Raw genomic sequence first — 18,242 nt, forward strand, 5'->3', positions numbered from 1 at the left:
CCCGATGTGGGATTCCAGTGATTTCTTATGTGTCTCTTTTTAACGGGAAATGAGGGAATTTATGAGAGTAATCCGGAAATGCCGTTGATCTTAACACAGGAAGATGGTAATGCACTGCTTGTCGCAGATGGAAGAGACGTGTTCATTTCCAGATACGGTTTACGTCTGGTTGTCAAGATGAAGAATGAAAATCTCAAAGGCCATTTGGCGATGCTCGGATGCAATACAATGTGGGGGTTGATGGCTCCCATGTGCAAGTTTGCGCTTCACACAGGTGAAATCAGTTCTGTAGCAATGGCTTCTTTCCGTATGCTGGGGGCAACGTGTCTGTTCTGGCTGGCTTCAGGTTTTACTCGGCAGGAAAAGGTGGCTTCCAAGGATATGCTGATGCTGTTTTTTGCGGCTTTGTTCGGTATCGTTCTGAATCAGGGGTCTTATACTTTGGGGGTTGGCTTGACGTCCCCGGCCGATGCTTCGATCATTACGACGACGACTCCGATCATTGCCATGATTATGGCGGCATTTTACCTGAAAGAGCCTATTACGGGGAAGAAGGTGTCCGGCGTGTTTATGAGTGCGGTGGGGGCGGTGCTGTTGATTGCCGGCAGCGGACAGATTTCCGGAGGCGCGGATTCATCCGGCAATGTATGGGGGGATCTGCTGGTGCTTTTCGCGCAGATGAGTGTTGCCGGTTATTTTGTGTTTTTCAAGGGATTGATATCGCGGTATTCCCCGGTGACGTTGATGAAGTGGATGTTCATGTATGCTTCCATATGCTGGCTTCCCTTTGCGTATCATGATGTGGCTGCCATTCCATTTTCCTCGTTGTCGTTCTCCCTTTACGGGAGTACGGGGTACGTCGTATTTTTCGGTACGTTTTTGACGTATTTGCTGCTTCCCGTCGGGCAGAAGCGGTTGAGGCCTACTGTTGTCAGTATGTACAATTATGTGCAGCCTATCGTGGCTTCCGTCGTAGCGGTATGGTGGGGAATGGATACGTTCGGGGTACTCAAATTTCTGGCTGTAGCGCTGGTGTTTGGCGGGGTCTATATGGTGACTCAAAGTAAATCCCGGGAACAGATGGAAGAGGATCGTAAGGTTCGTCTTCGCCGTCGTATGGCGCTTTCCCGGCTCAAGAGAAGACGGGAAAACGTGTTGCCGAAAATTTCCGGAGGGAAAAAATCCGCCCCGGGCATGTAGCTACGGGACGGATGGTTGGTTGCTGGAGCTTCCGGGAGGTGCGCCAGGAGATATGATCTCTGCAATCCCTCACCGGTAATTTTGGAGCTGACTGACTCAGTCGCAGATGACGGCAATTTTAATGCCCTTCATCTGGACGTTGGTTTCAAGAGCTTCTGTGATTTCAGTCAGCTTGAAACGGTGGGAAATCAGCTTTTCCAGAGGCAAGCCGATGGAATAGGCCCGTTTGAGAAAGTCGAAGGTAGTCGGGTAATCCTGCGGGCTGTACACCCAGGAGCCGACAGCCGTGACTTCCTTGTTGCAGAGGTCGTAGTGATGGTTGATGATGCTTTCTCCTCCGTCCATGAAAAAGCCTACTTCACATAAGCCTCCGCCACGCTTGACAAATTTCCAGGCATTGGCTCCGGCTTTTCCCACTCCCGTACATTGGAAGACGAAATCGGCCAATTTACCGCCGTTGTCAGCCTTGACTGCTTCAAGGAGGGTTTCGAAATCGGCATAGTTTGTAAAATTGTACGTGCGGGTAGCGCCCATTTCACGCGCGAGTTCCAGACGGGAATCATTGCCATCCACGGCAATGATGGTTTCTATCCCAAGTGTGCGGATGGTGGCGATTTGGAGCAAGCCGATCGGACCGCAGCCTTGAACGAGGACAACAGAATTGAACTTCAACAGGCCGGTGGATTTGGCGCGTTCCAGAGAATGGGTGACTACGGCGGCCGGTTCTACGAGAATGCATTGGTCAAGAGTCATGTTGCTGACGTTGAAAAAAGTGGATCCTTTGCGGATGACCAGGTATTCGGCGAAGTAACCGTTGAAATGGACATCGTCATCGGGCATTAGACCATAAACGCCGACGTTTTCACAAAGATTGGTGCGTCCGGGCGTATTAAGGCATGCGTCGCATGTACCGCAGGGAATGATACAGGTAACGATTTTATCGCCAAGCCCGAGAGGATTCCCGGCAGTATCTTTGGTGATGTTTTTACCCATGGCGACGATTTCGCCGGTACCTTCGTGGCCGAGGACTACGGGGCAGAGTCCGAATGGATCGCGGTTGTATTCATGACCGTCCGTTCCGCAGACGCCGCAGGCTTCCACTTTGATCAGCATTTCGTCGTCACTGATCGCAGGAATGGGATATTCGCGGATTTCGAAGGTTTTGGGTGCCGTCAGAACGGCAGCTTTGGCTGTGGTTTGCATAACGGCTGAAAACCTAAGGGCTTCTTGTCCATTTTACAAGATTAAAGTATCCTCTCTTTTGAAGAACCGGCAACGGTGATTGCCGGAGGGATGCCTTCCTGCGATTTGAGACGAGACGATAGATTTTTTTTGTAGAAAAATAAGGAATTATGTAATCTTATAAATTATTTATTATAAGTATTTTAATGATAAAAATTGGCGCTTTGTGTTGTGTTTTCCGTATTGCTGCTCCTTAAATGGATGCGTCTTCCGGAGAGGGAGATGTCAATAAAAACAACAAGAACCAATATCATTAATATGAGTACAAAATTGAAACGAATTTTCGTTCATGGTTTCCCCGGCATGTACGGTGGTGCAGGAACGGAATTGCACCATCAAATTATCGCCTGGGTCAAAATGGGAATGGAAGTTCATCTGATTCCGACCTGGGAGAACGTTTCCAGAGAACCCCTTTATATGGAAATGATTTCCCGAGGAATTCATATCCATGCCATGAACGACTGGTCCGTTGTGGAACCGGGGGATCCTGTGATCGGTTTCTGCAATGCGGAGTTTCTGAACAATCTTCCGGACATCCGCAAGAGGACGAAGAGAACAGTGTTCGTCAATTGTATGACCTGGTTATTCGACAAGGAAAAACAGGCGATGGCCGATGGGCAGATTGCCATGTTCCTGTACCAGAACGAGGATGTCAGACAAAAGAACATGCCCATTCTGAAGGCTTTGAACCGGGACTCGGCGATTCGGTTTTCGACCTTTATTCCTTATTTTCACGCAGACGATTTTCCGTTTGTCGAGGAACGTTCCAACGAATGGTTCGGCTGTGGTCGTATTTCCCGGCAGGATGCCGACAAGTTCGCCCGAAATACTCTTCATATTTACGAATACTTTGTTGCCCCGAAATGTAAACGGGGACTTTTCCTCGGATTCGGAGAGAAGAGCGAACGCAAGATTGGACACCCCTACAGCTGGATCCGTACGGCGGCCAACCATAAGGTGGTGTCGCAGCAGGATTTTTACAAGCATTGTGAGATTGTCCTCCAACCGACGGATACGACGGAAAACTGGCCGCGCATCGGTTTTGAATCCATGGCGAGCGGCAGTGTCCTGATTGTCGATAACCGCGGAGGATGGAAGAGACTTGTCGAGCACGGCAAGACGGGCTGGCTCTGCGACAACGAGAGGGACTTTATCTACTATGCCAGTAAAATGGCCTACGAACCAAATTTGCGGAGGGATATGGCGGAAGCCGCCCGTGAACGCGGTCTCCAACTAGGTGGATTGAAGGCGTCGATGGACAGCTGGGAAGAAATCTTCGAGCAGATGCTCCAACTGCCGGAATAACCTTGAACACTGGAACTGGTATGATGACTGATACTTTACGTCGCCGGGTCTCCGCTTTCTGGCCGGGAGGGGAACTTCCTCTCCTCGCCGGTTTGGCGGTCCGGTCTTATTTGGCTCATGGGGTCGAGATGCAATTGTTTGTGTACCGGCCCTGCTCGAATGTTCCCGAGGGAACGGTTCTCCGGGATGCTTCCGGAGTCATTCCCGAGTCCCTGGCTTTTTCCCACGACAAAGCCGGATGGGAGCCGTTTTCAAACTGGTTCCGCAATACATTGCTTGCTCGGGAAGGCGGGTTGTGGACAGAATTGGATGTTGTATCTTTGAACCGTGACGACATCCCGGAACTGCCGTGGTTTCCTGAGAGGGAACCACGCGTCTATGGTACGGGATTGATCGGGTTTCCTCCCGGACATCCGGTGATGGAATGCCTCCGGCAGTTCTCGGAAGACCCGGCTGCGGTGATGCCGTGGGATGGCCTCCGGGAGACGGAATCAAAGAAACAATTTGCCCGGGATTATCCCGATGTATTCCAACGGAGAAAAATTGCTCCTCCCTCAAGCTATGGGGATAGTGTTTTCACAGCGGCCATCGTCCATGGCGGCTTGGAAAGGTATTCCTCTCCGGCATCTTCCGTCTACCCCATACACGAATCCTCGTGGCTAAACTGTTACAATGGCTGGCTGCACCTGCAAAGCAGCGAGTTGAGGGATTCCCGGGCAGTGTGCCTCTGGGGGACTCGGCTGGCAGCTGCCCCTGATGTCTTGGAAAATGTGGATAAGAACAGTATTGTAGGACAATTGCTCGATACTTATTTGCCCTCTTCGCCAGCTACGGAAGTGGAGAGAAAGAAAGTGGATCTATTGATTGGCATCTGTTCTTGTTGCAAAGCCCGTGACCGTCGGCAAGCCGTGCGTGATACGTGGCTCAAGCATTCTGTCAACGGGATTAAATCCGTTTTTTTCGTGGGCCACCGGACGCCATTGGAGGATGAAAAGGAAGATACCGTTACCCTGTGGGCAAGTGATACATATGCCCGTCTTCCGGAAAAGGTGCTGGAGTTTTTCCGCTACGCCTTGGAACATTACGATTTTAAGTGGCTGTTCAAATGCGATGACGACTCCTATGTCGCTCTGGATCGATTGAAGGGATTGATCGACGGAGAAGCAGAACTGATCGGAGATACGTCCCTGGAAGGACGAGGTGCTCCAAGCGGTGGTGCGGGATACTGTCTTTCCCGCCGGATGGTAGAAAAAATCGTTTCAGAACAAAACATTCCGCCGACTGGTCCCGAAGATATTATCTTCGGAGAGTTGGCCTTGAAGCTTGGCGCGGTCCCGAAGTCCACATCGCTCTTGTGCATGCACAGCGGTCGTTATCCCCTGCCGGACAATGAGCAGGTATCTTCTCATTGGTGCAAACCGTTGCAGCTTCATGCTCTGGAACACTTTTACCATTGTCGGCCATTAGCCGTGTATAAAGCCCGGCATGTATCGTGGACGGACGAAATCGAAGTGTATGAAGGAGGATTCTTCAGACGCCGCGGCACGGGGTGTTCCGGTCAGTTGTCTCATAAGGGCAACGGAATTTTCGGGCTGGGGTGGTTCCACTGGAATGAGGAATTGCTCGTCCGTACCGGCTCCAACCTTTATACAGGAGACAAGCTGGCTCTGGAAGCAGATTCCGGTGAAGAGGATATTGCTTGTTTGATTGCTCCGGATTTTGCCGCGCATGCCACGGACGTTCAGCCCCTTTGTATCCGGATCGGTGACGAAAGCCGGAAAATGGAGGGCTGGGTTCACTTGGGCTTGTTGAATAACGATATCAAGCATCCTGTCCCTCTACCGGATGCCTGTGTTGATGCCTACTATTTGGAACATGTACTTGAATGCGTCTCCTTCCGTGATGCCTTGGGGTTTTTCCATGAAGCCTGGCGAACCTTGAAACCAGGAGGAATCATGCGAATAGCCGTAGCGGACATTTCCAGAATTATGGATTATGCGGGCATGATTGTCCCGGAATTATCAGGTCAATTGCAAGATGGGCAGCCTTCCGTTATGTCTCTCCTGGTTTGGATGGAAGACAAATTGGAGCATCGGTCATTTTGGACGCGAGAGCTTCTGGAATTTTGCCTGAAATCCGTCGGTTATGACGTTGCTGTCCGGGAGGCCGGACAATCATCTCATCATCTTTTATCCGGTCTGGAACCTCCCCAGTCCATTTTTACCTCGACACTTCCTTCCATTGAGACGGTTTGTCTGGAGATCGTAAAACCAAGCATTTGAAATTAAAAAATTACCAATTTTATGAAACACAATCCTATCCATAAAAAAATAGCCGTTTGCCTCCCTTCCTATAAGAGACTGGAGAGCCTGGAACGGCAGATTTTTTCCTTCATGCACCAAACGTATGCTTCGGAGGACTACCATGTTTTTGTCGCTGTTAAAGGTGTGACGGAGTACGTATTCAACAAGATGCTCGTACCTCGTTTTCGCCATTTCATTGAGACAGGACGCCTGACTCTTCGGTATTTTCCGAATAAGAACCAGATGTCCAACATCATCGACACCGTGAGAGATCTTGACATATCAGGATACGACTTGTTCGTCAAAATCGACGACGATGATTTTTATTCTCCGGATTATCTGAAGAATATCAACGACTTTCACTCAACTCTCCCACCCTGTTATTCCAGTTATTATAATGCCCGGGACTTAATTGCCCGGAATCTGAACGGGTTTTTCTGTCTGAAGAATGCTTTTTATCGTTTCTTCGGCTTTGCTCTCAACATGTCGCCGCAAGTTCTGGAAAAAGTGATGGAATGCGAACTGAATCCATCGCTCATGATTCCTATTGTGGAAAAGTGGCAGCACAAAACGGGACATACCAACTTCGGGTTTAACGAGGATAACTTCATTTTTATGCTGATGCGGGAGTACGGGTGTGCCAATATGGCCGATTATGTCAAGGAACAAGGTATTCTGCCGCATATTGTCGTCCAGAAGGGCAACCCTTCCGTGACGCGCGGTGGTATGATTGAGAAGCGTTTCCTCATCGCCAATGCAAGTATTGCAACGGATCCCGCATCCTGGGAACATCTCTTGGAATTGTCACACCCCCATTGGAGGGATTCTTTCCGTATCCAAGGAAAAAGGGGAAGAAGGCTGGATGGCGGGAGTTTGGCCTCTGTATTGGAGAGGACTCCTGAGCGCCTTATCCTGTGTTGGGATGATTGGGGGGTCGAAGTTTTTGAAGCCGACGAGAATGCCCTGTATGTACTGGCCGGCAAAATTACCGCCCCTGAGGGTTAGGCAGATTCCTTTTTGTTTCATACGTATTAGAATTCAGAACCCCATTCCGGAGTAATCCCGGGACGGGGTTTTTTCATGATATGCTTGTTTCGTAGTCGGGCAGACATAAAAAAGGGCGCATGGAGGCAATTTCACTCCATGTGCCGGATTATTTCGTCGGGATGTCTAGTCCTGAAATAGCGTTACACCCCGAAAAACGCTATGAACAGAGAAACAGAGCATCAATACATTAAGAAAACGCAGAAGGATTACAGCATGGCTTTTAAGCTAGGAGTAGTCCATGAAGTAGAAAGTGGAGAACTGGGCGTGCGCGCGGCTACTCGCAAATATGGAATCCAAGACCATAGAACGGTCAAGACATGGCTTGAGAAATATGGTAGCTTTGATTGGGAGAACAAACCATTGAGCAAGCCCTCGAAAATAAAGACCAACTCCTCTTGGAATAGGAAGCAAGAATCCGTCTCTTGGAAAAGCAAAATGCCCGTCTGGAGCACCAGTTGAAGCAAGCGGACAAAAAGGCCCTATTCTTCGACATGATGATAGACATGGCGGAAGAGGAATTCAAAATACCTATACGAAAAAACTCCTCTCCCGAGCAATCAGAAGCTTTGCGCGATGAGAAGAAGAAACGATAAGCTCAACGTGCGGATTGCTCGGGCTAAGCCGACAAAAATATTATCGCCACCAATGGACTCATCACAAGAAACGAAGAAGGGCGCAAGACGTTATTGAGCTGGTAGAGGGAATCAGAAGTAAGCAGCCGCGCATAGGTATGAGAAAACTCTACTACCTCTTGGAGCCTCAACTCCAGGAGCTCCATGTAGGGCGGGACAAACTCAATGCCATCATCAAGGCTAATAACTTGCTGATTAAACCCTTAAGAAGCTATCACAAGACAACAAACTCGCATCATCGATTTCATCGCCACAAAAACCTCATCGCCGGGCCCCCCCCCTGAACGCCCGGAAGAAATCTGGGTCAGCGACATCACCTATCTTGGTAATCGAGAGTCGCCTCTGTATTTAGCATTGGTAACAGATGCGTACTCGAAAAAAGTCGTGGGCTATGACCTCTCGGAAAGCCTATCGAGCCAAGGAGCGCTAAGAGCGATGGGAATGGCCATTAAAACGCGCCAAAGAAAAGAGCAACTCATCCACCACTCAGATAGAGGGCTGCAATACTGTTGCGACGCCTATCAACAACTACTTGCGGCAAACAAGATCATCCCAAGCATGACGGAAAGCTACGACCCTTACGCCAATGCGGTAGCCGAACGAATCAATGGAATCCTCAAGCAAGATTTCCTGCTGGGAAAATACAAGACCAGTAAAGAAGGCATGATGCAACTAGTGAAAGAAAGCATCCACATCTACAACACCCTTCGCCCTCATTTATCGTGTGGGATGAAAACGCCAGAGTGGATGCATAACCAACAAGGGCATCCGATACGAACCTACCGAAGCAAAACACAGGGCAAGTGGCAACTTGCCCTGTGTTTAAAACGGTGCTAAACATCCCCCCTAATCCTTGTAACGCTTTTTTAGGACGGGACAGGACGTTATTGGACATTTATGCCGGTATGCCGATACCTCGGTAGAGGAATCCTTCTTGCCGAAGAAGCCGAGGCGAATACATGTTGCGACCATCCAGAACGATGTCGCCGTGCATGAGTTCGCGGATGCGTTTCCAATCGGGCTCGCGGAAATCGTCCCATTCCGTGACAACAAGGAGGGCATCCGCTCCGAGAACTGCATCGTCAATGGAATTCGCTTCGTAAACAGCGTTTCTGTCCGGGAAAAACCGCGTTATATTACGTACGACGGGATCGTACAGACGTACTGTGACACCCAAGTCGAGGAGACGGTGGATCATGGCTGCCGATGGGGCTTCCCGTGTATCATCCGTGTCCGGCTTGAAAGCTGCTCCCCAGATGGCGACTGTTTTGTTCATAAGACCGGGGATGCCTTCCCACAGATGGATGAGCTTGTCAACAAGGATGCTCCGCTGGGTAACATTAACTTGTTCCGTCGCCTGGGCAATTTTCATTTCCAATCCATGCTGTAGTCCGGTTTGAATAAGCGATTGTACATCCTTGGGGAAGCACGATCCCCCATATCCGCAACCGGGATTGAGAAAATGGCGGCCAATTCGTTCATCGGAGGCCATCCCAAGCCGTACCATGCGGATATCCGCTCCGACGGCATCGCACAGATTGGCGATTTCATTCATGAAGCTGATGCGTGTGGCAAGCATGGCATTGGCCGCGTACTTGGTCATTTCAGCAGAGGGGATATCCATGTGAATCAATTTGACTCCATGGATCGTGAACGGCTTGTAAATAGTCTCCATGAGTTCTTTGGCATGGAGCGAAGACGTCCCGGCGATAATCCTGTCCGGATGCATAAAGTCGGCCACAGCTTGACCCTCCCGGAGAAATTCAGGATTAGAGGCTAATTCGAAACGGCATCCTGCGTTACGGAGTTTCAATTCACGAGTGAGGATTTTTCCGATGTTTCCAGACGTTCCGACCGGCACGGTGCTTTTGATGACAATCAGGCAGGGGCGTTCCATATATTTTCCGATGCTTTTTGCGACGGCTTCAACATAGGACAGATCTGTCTTGCCGCTGGCAAGAGGTGGCGTGCCGACGGCGATGAACACGGCGTCGGATTGGTTGACGTGGCGTTTTAAATCGGTGTCGAAAGCCAGACGGTTTTCCGTTGCATTCCGGATGACGAGTTCGTCGAGACCGGGTTCATGGATGGGGATTATTCCTTGTCGCAATTCTGCGATGCGCTTTTGGTCGATATCGATGCATGTGACGGAATGGCCTGCTTCTGCGAGGCATACTCCGGTGACAAGTCCGATGTATCCTGTTCCTGCTATGGTAATGTTCATGAACGTATATGGTTTGAATATCAGTTCCATGTAGCGTGAATTCCGGATAAAATCCAGATGAGAGGAATCAGGAGAATTTGTGCCTTGATGCATGTATTGCGCCTTTGTCTCTTGCTGTTGTAGTTGTTTGATAAACAACATTTCAGCCTGCTTGAAATGCAAAAAAGACTTCATTAGGTTCCAGGTGTCGATACCGCATGTCATCTATTCGTTTACATTTTGATGGGACTCGGTACGGAACAAAACAAATCAATCGCGAAAATAATGTATAAAATACTAATAGTCAGTATGCCTGGATCTCCTAAACGCAAAAAGGCAAGCCGTATCTTCCAGGAACAGGCGCTTTCATGGGAATGGATTGACGGCGTTAAAATAGAAAGTATGGATGAAATTCCAGCCTGGGAGAAAGATTCTCTTGAAGCATATCATATCGAACGACTTAAGTTTTCCCCAGAATACGTTTGCCGTGCGGTCGGATGCAAGAGAGCTATGAGAAGAGCCCTGGATCGTGCTGAATTATGCCAGGAGGAATGGGTCGTGATCATGCAGGACGATGCCGTACCTGTGGCGGGATTTGACCGTATCTTGAAGGGACTTCTTGCATCCGCTCCCGCAGAGGCCGGGGCTATTCTTCTGCATCGCTGCGGTTTTGCCCGGTCTCCCAAACCCAGTAAATTGGAAAAGATGAATCGGGACTACAGGAGCATGACTTCCTTTGCCGTCAGACCGGCTTTTGCCCGTGTGATGTCCGAGGCCTTATCCGCTTGGGGTGGGGAGGCGGACAGGATTTGGAAGGTTCTTCTGGAGTACGGTGAATCCCTCTACTATGCGTCACCTGTCATTGTTACTTGTAATCAAAAAGGTAGTGATATTATTAGCGGTATTCCCGAACTCTCCTATCTCTGGCAATAGACAAATTGGAGAAAACAAAGACTTACTTGATAGAAGGTAAGTCATCAAAAATGGAGCGGATGATGGGATTCGAACCCACGACATCAACCTTGGCAAGGTTGCGCTCTACCCCTGAGCTACATCCGCATTAATTGAGTAGGTGTGCGGAAAACTTATACATGGTTTTAAGATTTACGCAAGCATTTTTTAGGAGAACCGGTTATTTTACGAGGTGTTTTCCTGTTTTTAATCTGGTCGTCATGATTGCGAAGATCCTTCTTGATCCACGGTTGGAAGATATTGACAAGATGCTATAACGTGTGAGGTGAATGCGGAGTCGTGGAGACGGATTGCTTTTTGAATGCAAGGTGTCATGATGTTGGCATGCTGGCACGTTTGTGTATTCTTTTCCTTTTGTGTTGCAGCCTTTTGCAGGGCTGGGGTTATCAGTCTGTACCGTCATTGACGGAAAGCACGAGGCGTTCCCCTGTTTTCCTGGGATGTTCTCTCATGGAGGGGTTTCGTTCCAATTATGTATACCGGGGCTGGAAGTTGGGAGATCAAGTGTGGGAATCTCAGTTCGCCTTTTCCGGTGCATTGGACAATGATTGGGCTTTTTCCGGCGAGGCTGACTATCTGAGAGGATTCGATGGAAATGAATTCGGACAGACGACCATGTATGGGGAACTCATGTATTATGTGGGCGATGAGTGTACTCTGGGTATTTCCGTTGCCCGGAATTGGTTTGACAAGACCGTATTGAAATCCGGAACCGAGAATGGAGTACATTTACATTGGAGTCCCACAGCCAGTTGGTATATCCACACTTTTGCCGTGTATGACTATGCCCAGGATGGATTTTATGGTCAGGCGGCCGTGACGTGGCAGCCGTTGATTTTCCAGAGTACGGCGTGGGTTTCTACGATTGCCGTGGGGGTGGCGTCCAAATACCATGGTGTGAGCGGCTTGCAGGATCTCATGGTGCGTACCGGACCTTTGTTTCGTCTGGGGGAAGCCTTTCGTCTCCAGCCATTTGTAGCTTATTACCAGGGACTTGCCCATGGAATCGACAATCATGTTTCCGTGGGCGCGTGGCTGACTTGGTGTTTTTAAGCACTTTGTGAAACGAGGTGCCCCTTCTAGAAGGGATTGAGCGTGAACTTCCTGGGCGGGTCCACTTTGTAGTTGGATGGGTGTGTCAGGATCAGGGTAATTTCCTGGCTCCATTCGTCGATATGCCGTTCATGGTGCTTGTAGCGGGTGTAATCCTTGAGATCGATGAGAAGGGCCGAGTGGTCTTCCCGGTAGTCGGCAACTTCGGCGATGATCCGGCCATGTGTGTTTGTCAGTTTGGCTGCCATGGCAATATGACCTTTTTTAACGAGCTGTTCTCCAATGGTGCCGACGCCGGATTTGAGTTCATTGACTCCATTGAGAAGGAGATTGGCCACGGCGGGCGTCGGAGTGATGGAGGTGATGGCTATTTCCAGTGTATAGGCATTGGGTGACGATGTTGCTTTCGGGATGAAATTTCGTTCGTTATGGGCAGCCTGCGAGATGTTTTTGCGGAGGGAATCGCGGAAGTATTGGCGGAGTTTATCGAGATCCCGTTTTTCCTCATCGCTTTTCGGTTTTACATCCATCCAATTGATATTGATATCTTTGATGTACAAGATCTGTTTTTTTTCATGCTTGCCCTGGACGCGGTCATTCCATTCGTGGGCATTTCCATCTGCCCAGAAGGAGAGGAAAGGCGTCCTGTTTTTTTTGTCGTACTGGTAATGAGTGATGAATCCCGTGCGGGGGATTTTATCGAAATTGTCATTTTTGCTGCACGAGGGCAGGAAGCTCATTACCATGACAGCCGGGAAGAGAGCAGCTGGAAACGCTGTAAGTTTTTTCATGTGTAGGACAAGGTCGTATCCATTCTCTAATAACGGAAGGAATGAACTGCTTGCAAGAGATAATCCATGTTTTCGTGAATTGATTTTGCCATGTTGTCCGGAGACCGTTAGAATAAACGTGCATGAATGGTGGTCGCGTTTTGTTGAAATCCGTTTCCCGCTCGTTTTTTCTTAGCATCAATTTTTTGCCGGGAGGAATGAAGGAGGCCGTCTCTGTTGCGTATATGCTGGCGAGAGCTGCTGATTCCGTGGCAGATACGGCCAAGGCTTCCTCTTTTGTGAGGCTGGATCTCTTGCGATTGATGGATCGTGTCGTGACAGGGATAGCCGATAGGGACGAATGCCGGAGGTGTTTTGAGAGACTGGGACGGGACCTGGCTCCCGGTCAGACGCATGAGGGAGAGAGGGTATTGCTCCAAAGGTATGGGGAATGTGTTGCGGCCATGAATGCTTTGCCTGCTGAGCAGATTTCCCTGATACGGAAAGTTCTTCATACGATTGTCGAAGGTCAGATATGGGATTTGGAATTTTTCGGAGACGGACACGAAGAGGCGACTCGCACGCCTTCGAAGGATGACGTGTTGCTTTATACGTACCGGGTTGCCGGATGTGTTGGAGAGTTTTGGACGGAGCTTGCTTCTCTGGTCTTGGACGAACATTTTTCCGTATTGTCCCGTGAGGAGATGCTTGAGCTTGGTCGCCATTACGGTCAGGGATTGCAGTTGGTCAATATCTTGAGAGACCGCGCCGAGGACGCCTCAAGAGGGCGTTCTTATATATCTGACGAACCGGATGTATTGGCTGCCTGGCAATCCATGGCCCGTTCCTGGTTGGGAGAAGGTGTGGCCTATTCTTCGGCGTTGATAAATAAAAGGTTGAGGTTTGCCAGTGTCCTTCCTGCGTGGCTGGGATTGGAAACTATGGACCTTGACGGGATATTGGACGGGACGACGGCTTCGGAGCCCAAGAAGAAGGTTGGGCGGAGCGTGGTGCGGCGCCTGATGGTGAGGGCGTTTCTTTTTGCGTGGAAGAGCCCGCAGGGGGAAGCGTAGGATCAGTTCCCTTGTCCGTTTCTCCGGTCGTAGGGCCTCCTGCCCCGTTTTGGGACGGCGGAGCAGGAGGAGGTGGAGGCGGTGTTAGCAGATCGGTCCACCGATGCAGACTGTAACCGGGGGCAATGCCGCCGATTTCATTGAGAAGTTCGGTACAGGTTCGTTCCCATACTGCGTAATCGGGCGGTCCTTTATCCGGCAGGGCGGTACCGGGGAAGATGATGTAGCTGACCGTCAGGTCGGAAACGGGGCGGGCGTATGAGGAAGCTTTGGGATTGATGGCGGTTGCAAGCCGCAGGGAAGCTTCTCCCGTTTTGTAGCGGGGACCGGCGTCTCCTACGATGGCGGGATACATTTTTTTGCCGGCAACGACGATGACAAAATCTCCGAATGCCGGGGAATAAGACGAGGACTGGTTGACGATTCCCAGAGGCAGGACGATGAAGGGATCGTATTCCGCAATCAGAAAACTATTGCGCTTGAGCTCGGCGATGACGAGCTTGGCATGGTTTATATCGTTGGCTATCTGGGCCTTTTTTTCTCCAGTGGCTTTGGCGAGAGATGCCTGTAGGGAAGTCAGACGCTTTTCCCATACGGGCAGGAGAGGATTGACTTTGTCGGTTTTTTTTAGCCAGCGGTAGGATGTGCTCGGCTGATAGAAGGAACTGTTGAGGATTTTCTCCGGCATTGTGGACAAACGGTCTCCGTCGGAACCGTCGGAGACGACGTCCATTTCACTTTGCAGCCATAGGACTTTCCGGCCCGTAGCCGGATGGCAGAGCTCCATGATGGTTTCCGTATCATAGAAATTGTGGCGATCCAGTACTCTGTTGAGAGAGGAGAGCTTTTTCCGGATTTCGTTCTGCTTGCGCGTATAGAGCAGCGAGTAGTAGGGGGAAAGCTTGCCTGAGTCGAACAACTCCTTGAGCCCCGGCAGCATACGGTTGAGGTGAGGGTTGACGGAAGTGAGTTCCTCCGCCTTGGTCAATGGCTTGGGCATGACGACATCCAAGGTAAGTGTCGCCCGGTAGTTGGAGGGAATCGTACGGACAATGGATGCCCGGTCTCCTTCGATGAAATTGATTTTTGTTTTGAGGTTTAGTCCGCGCGTAAGCTCCTTGACATCCCAGAAGGCTCCCGTGGCAATGCGTGTCGGCATGACGGGAGGGAAAGGTGGATAGGTAACGTTGGGCATGGAGACGGCCCGTTCAATTCTCCAGGGATCGGCCAGCCTGGAATCTACCATGAAAGAAGAAGGCGGAACCTTTTGACCGGCATCGGAAAGGGAGGGATCTGGAGTTGGTGGAGTGGGGAGGGGGGGATTTTCTCCGTCGTCCGGCGTTGATTGTTCTGGTTCGTGGTTCTTGGGAGGCGTGTTGTCCCGGTTAATAGGATCGGGCGGAGTTGTGGGGAGATGGGGGGGAAGCTCCCGGCATGCGCGCACAAGGTCGGCCGGATAAGGAGTGAACAGGGAGGCTACGAACGCAATGGCGCATCCGCAAAGAATGGCCGATACCGGAGATATACGGGATTGCGAGGATTGCCTTTTGGATCTGCTCATGACTGGAGAATGATGTCGGGGGGATTCAGGTTTGAAGAAGGCTACGCCGGGGTCTCCTGCCCATGACCCATCGGATGACGGGAGCGGGCAGGAGGGAAAGCAGGATGTGGGACCATTTGATAGGGCCTCCGGGGTAAATTCGCGACTTGTTTTTTGCCATGGCTGACAAGGCTTCGGAAACGACACGTTCGCGGGATGTGTCGAACATTTGCTTGCCCGGCATCATGTCTCCGGTGAATCCCGGTCTTCGGGCTATCTGGCCGAATTCTGTATGAACCGGTCCGGGGCAGACGGCTAGAACGTTGATATTCTTTTCCTTCAATTCCAGACGCAAGGCTTCCGATAGGGATAGAACGTAGGCTTTGCTCGCCGCATACACGGCAAAGTCCGGAATGGGAAGGGCGGATGCAAGGGAACTGATATTAATGATGCCTCCTCCTGCGGTTTCCAAAGTCGGGATGAGGGAGTGGCAGAGCTTGGTCAGGGTAAAGATATTGAGGACAATCATGGATTCTATCTTGTCCCAGTCAGCTGTGGAGAATTCCCCGTAATCTCCCATGCCGGCATTATTAATGAGGAGGGTTCTTGCTGACGGCAATCCGGTGAGCATATGAATCAGGGGGATCATGAAGGAGGGATCCGTGAGATCCCCGGGAAGGCAGGAAACCTGAAGAGCGGGATTGATTCTGCGGGAGCTCTCTCCGACGATTGTCAGGCGGTCACGGCGTCTGGCAATGAGAATGAGCTCGTCGACATAGGGAGCGAGCTGATAGGCGAATTCTTCCCCGAGTCCGGAAGAGGCTCCTGTAATGATAGCCCGTTGATAGGATTGGTGTCGCATTCCGTTTTTTTTTACCTTGTCGGAGCCGGAATGACAATCTCGGCGTTTGTCAAATAACGGGATAGGAAGGAACGAAAGAAGAACGATCCGATCTTTTTTGTCCTTTTCGGAAAGGTATTTTACAAGAAAAAAGAGTCAACTATAATTCAGAAATAGACAAATGGGGGCTACTCGCCCCCAATCCCCCCGGCAGCGTGCGACGCTGCATCCGGGGGAATTATTTTTTTCGTTAAGCTATTGAGATAAATGATTAGAGAATGACAGCAGGCAATAAGTGCACACTTTCGTGTTTTTCCCACAGAGAGAAAATGTTTGTACTTCGCCTGCAAGATTTCATTGCACCTCAAGGCACTAACCGTTGCCAAATAGAGAAGATGGCGCAGTTCCTTTCTGCCCCCATGTATTTTGCGTGTTCCTTTCATCGTTCCGCTTTCCCAGGAATAAGGCACTACTCCGAGTAGGGCTGACGCCTGCTTTCTATTAATGCTTCCCAATTCGGGCATGAGGCTAATCAACGCCATGGCATTGCGTTTCCCTATTCCTTTAACATTCAAATAGGTTTCATACTTTTCTTTTAGCTCTTGATGAGTATTGATGAGTTTTTCCATTTGAACCTGCAACGCCTCTATGCGTTTTTCTTCCTGCTTCAGGGCTTGATCCAATTGCTGTTTCAGAAACGGCTGATTGGTTGCTTTTTGCTCGTTTTTCAACTGTGCCCGTCTTTTGACATAAAAAGTAAGGACACTTTCGTATTCTTTGAGCTGAAGAATTTCTCGGGTAAGTGGATAGTCTTGCTCAAGTTGTTTGTCTTTTCCCAATTGGCAGAGCACCTGAGCGTCCAAACGGTCGGTCTTGGCCTGTAGTCCTTCACTTCTGGCATAGTTTCTTACTCGTACCGGATTAAGGCATGTTTGGGAGATATTGGCGTCCATGAAAACGGGGATAAGCCGACGGCTTAAATAGCCGGTGGACTCATACACGACATGAACTGGTTGTTCCTGTTTTTCAAAAAGACGGAACATGTTCTTATGTCCTGTCTTGTTGTTGGTGAATCGGTAGGTTTTATGCTGAAGGCAGATATCCAAATAGTCTTTGGATATATCTACTCCGGCATAGTTCTTTTGAGGTATGTTTTCTCCTACTTCACGATTGATTTTTGTTTTGTTGGGCTTCATTCTGATCTCCTCCTCAAATGCGGACTCATCTCGGGGAGACGGTCCTTTCAACTATTCGAGATTTGGAATGATCGGATCCCCGGATGGGGCTTGTATCGGCACTGACTCTTTGACATTCTCCGCCCTAGGGCGGGAATCTGGCTGTCTCTCGTGCTCAATACAAGCCAGGGCTTCGTGGTTGCGATCCTCGAAGCCCTGCTCCGATTCCACGAAGCATTTTACCCTCCGTGGTAATCAAATATTAGCTCTTTTTATTATTTGAGGCTGTCTCAGTCGGATTTTTCAATCCTTCATGAGACAGCCCCTTAGCAATTGTTTTTTGAAAAAACGATTTAGTTGGCGGAGCCTTCTTCCTGCTGCGGAACAAGAACAACACGAAGAGGAACGCGAGTGATGATTTCGCCATCAAGCGTGATGTCCACGGAGTAGGTACCGGCGTTGGCAAAGGAGAGTCCCTGGAAGTTCATAATCAGGTTACGGGTGAAGAAGGAAGCTCCTTCGGGCAACTGAACATGCAGATCGCCGGAAATGGGCATGCGTTCCTTGTCAAGAGCTTCACCGTCTTCGTCAACGATGCTGATGCCGAGTTTATGGTCACCTTCGTCTTCGGGGGTCAACGTGATGCGGAGAGCAAGAGCGCAGGAGGGATGCACAACCGGGGTCTGGCGGGCAAAGAGAGTGTCGAAAGCGCCTTGGACGCAAAGTTTGCCCTGATAGTCTGCAGCGTAGTCGCAAAGAGTGGATACTTGGAAGTCCATAGTGTCTTGTTGGATTATTTATGTTAAACCGCCGTGTAAGAACGTGCGGCAGCTCTTTACAAACTAGTACCAAACTCGCCATCTATCAAGCCTAAGAGGAATGTTTT

At 50.0% G+C, this 18,242-nt stretch carries 15 protein-coding genes, 1 tRNA gene and 1 pseudogene; 9 read left to right on the forward strand and 8 right to left on the reverse strand.

The window, feature by feature from the left end; genetic code table 11:
• The first annotated feature begins 177 nt into the window (after nucleotides 1-177).
• A complete protein-coding gene (locus QET93_RS06470) occupies nucleotides 178-1,200 on the forward strand; it encodes a DMT family transporter (RefSeq protein WP_345783035.1) in 1,023 nt (340 codons plus the stop codon).
• A gap of 96 nt (nucleotides 1,201-1,296) precedes the next feature.
• Here QET93_RS06470 and QET93_RS06475 read toward each other — a convergent pair whose 3' ends face one another.
• A complete protein-coding gene (locus QET93_RS06475) occupies nucleotides 1,297-2,403 on the reverse strand; it encodes a zinc-binding dehydrogenase (RefSeq protein ID WP_280131814.1) in 1,107 nt (368 codons plus the stop codon).
• 297 nt (nucleotides 2,404-2,700) lie between these two features.
• On the opposite strand from QET93_RS06475, the gene QET93_RS06480 reads away from it, so the two are divergent.
• The 5 genes from QET93_RS06480 (at nucleotide 2,701) to QET93_RS06500 (ending at nucleotide 8,566) form a co-directional block, all read left to right on the forward strand.
• The gene (locus QET93_RS06480) at nucleotides 2,701-3,747 is read left to right on the forward strand and encodes a glycosyltransferase (RefSeq protein WP_280125229.1); all 1,047 of its coding nucleotides are present in this window, start codon (nucleotides 2,701-2,703) and stop codon (nucleotides 3,745-3,747) included.
• 20 nt (nucleotides 3,748-3,767) lie between these two features.
• Nucleotides 3,768-6,029, forward strand: coding sequence for a methyltransferase domain-containing protein (locus QET93_RS06485; protein WP_280131815.1), 2,262 nt, complete (start codon nucleotides 3,768-3,770; stop codon nucleotides 6,027-6,029).
• A gap of 21 nt (nucleotides 6,030-6,050) precedes the next feature.
• Nucleotides 6,051-7,055: a glycosyltransferase family A protein gene (locus tag QET93_RS06490; protein WP_280131816.1), complete on the forward strand. Its 1,005-nt coding sequence runs from the start codon at nucleotides 6,051-6,053 to the stop codon at nucleotides 7,053-7,055.
• Between the two features lie 464 nt (nucleotides 7,056-7,519).
• Nucleotides 7,520-7,690 (forward strand): hypothetical protein, encoded by a 171-nt coding sequence (locus tag QET93_RS06495; protein WP_322190154.1) that lies wholly within the window; start codon nucleotides 7,520-7,522, stop codon nucleotides 7,688-7,690.
• Nucleotides 7,691-8,041: 351 nt separating this feature from the next.
• Nucleotides 8,042-8,566: a DDE-type integrase/transposase/recombinase gene (locus QET93_RS06500; RefSeq protein ID WP_345786075.1), complete on the forward strand. Its 525-nt coding sequence runs from the start codon at nucleotides 8,042-8,044 to the stop codon at nucleotides 8,564-8,566.
• Between the two features lie 58 nt (nucleotides 8,567-8,624).
• Here QET93_RS06500 and QET93_RS06505 read toward each other — a convergent pair whose 3' ends face one another.
• Nucleotides 8,625-9,953 carry a UDP-glucose/GDP-mannose dehydrogenase family protein gene (locus tag QET93_RS06505; protein ID WP_280131818.1) on the reverse strand — a complete coding sequence of 443 codons (1,329 nt, stop codon included), beginning with the start codon at nucleotides 9,951-9,953 and terminating at the stop codon, nucleotides 8,625-8,627.
• Between the two features lie 288 nt (nucleotides 9,954-10,241).
• On the opposite strand from QET93_RS06505, the gene QET93_RS06510 reads away from it, so the two are divergent.
• Nucleotides 10,242-10,865: a hypothetical protein gene (locus tag QET93_RS06510; protein ID WP_280131819.1), complete on the forward strand. Its 624-nt coding sequence runs from the start codon at nucleotides 10,242-10,244 to the stop codon at nucleotides 10,863-10,865.
• Between the two features lie 51 nt (nucleotides 10,866-10,916).
• On the opposite strand, the gene QET93_RS06515 is transcribed toward QET93_RS06510, so the two are convergent.
• A tRNA-Gly gene (locus QET93_RS06515) sits at nucleotides 10,917-10,991 on the reverse strand.
• Nucleotides 10,992-11,228: 237 nt separating this feature from the next.
• Between QET93_RS06515 and QET93_RS06520 the strand changes: the two genes are divergently transcribed.
• Entirely contained in the window at nucleotides 11,229-11,957 is a 729-nt protein-coding gene (locus tag QET93_RS06520; RefSeq protein WP_280131820.1) for a hypothetical protein, read from the forward strand.
• A 26-nt stretch (nucleotides 11,958-11,983) separates the two neighbouring features.
• On the opposite strand, the gene QET93_RS06525 is transcribed toward QET93_RS06520, so the two are convergent.
• Nucleotides 11,984-12,748, reverse strand: a complete 765-nt coding sequence (locus QET93_RS06525) for a hypothetical protein (protein ID WP_280131821.1) — start codon at nucleotides 12,746-12,748, stop codon at nucleotides 11,984-11,986.
• Nucleotides 12,749-12,870: 122 nt separating this feature from the next.
• Here QET93_RS06525 and QET93_RS06530 point away from each other — a divergent pair.
• Nucleotides 12,871-13,521 (forward strand): annotated as a pseudogene (locus QET93_RS06530) (squalene/phytoene synthase family protein); the annotation flags it as partial.
• Between the two features lie 145 nt (nucleotides 13,522-13,666).
• Here the strand turns inward: QET93_RS06530 and QET93_RS06535 are convergent.
• The 4 genes from QET93_RS06535 to QET93_RS06550 all read right to left on the reverse strand — a co-directional run bounded on the left by QET93_RS06535 (nucleotide 13,667) and on the right by QET93_RS06550 (nucleotide 18,135).
• Nucleotides 13,667-15,361: a glycoside hydrolase family 75 protein gene (locus QET93_RS06535; protein WP_280131822.1), complete on the reverse strand. Its 1,695-nt coding sequence runs from the start codon at nucleotides 15,359-15,361 to the stop codon at nucleotides 13,667-13,669.
• A 25-nt stretch (nucleotides 15,362-15,386) separates the two neighbouring features.
• A complete protein-coding gene (locus QET93_RS06540; protein WP_280131823.1) occupies nucleotides 15,387-16,202 on the reverse strand; it encodes an SDR family NAD(P)-dependent oxidoreductase in 816 nt (271 codons plus the stop codon).
• Nucleotides 16,203-16,369: 167 nt separating this feature from the next.
• Nucleotides 16,370-17,377, reverse strand: a complete 1,008-nt coding sequence (locus QET93_RS06545; RefSeq protein ID WP_322189958.1) for an IS110 family transposase — start codon at nucleotides 17,375-17,377, stop codon at nucleotides 16,370-16,372.
• A gap of 332 nt (nucleotides 17,378-17,709) precedes the next feature.
• Nucleotides 17,710-18,135: a hypothetical protein gene (locus tag QET93_RS06550; RefSeq protein ID WP_280126372.1), complete on the reverse strand. Its 426-nt coding sequence runs from the start codon at nucleotides 18,133-18,135 to the stop codon at nucleotides 17,710-17,712.
• Nucleotides 18,136-18,242: the final 107 nt, after the last annotated feature.

It is taken from the genome of Akkermansia sp. N21116, assembly GCF_029854705.2.
GTDB lineage: Bacteria > Verrucomicrobiota > Verrucomicrobiia > Verrucomicrobiales > Akkermansiaceae > Akkermansia.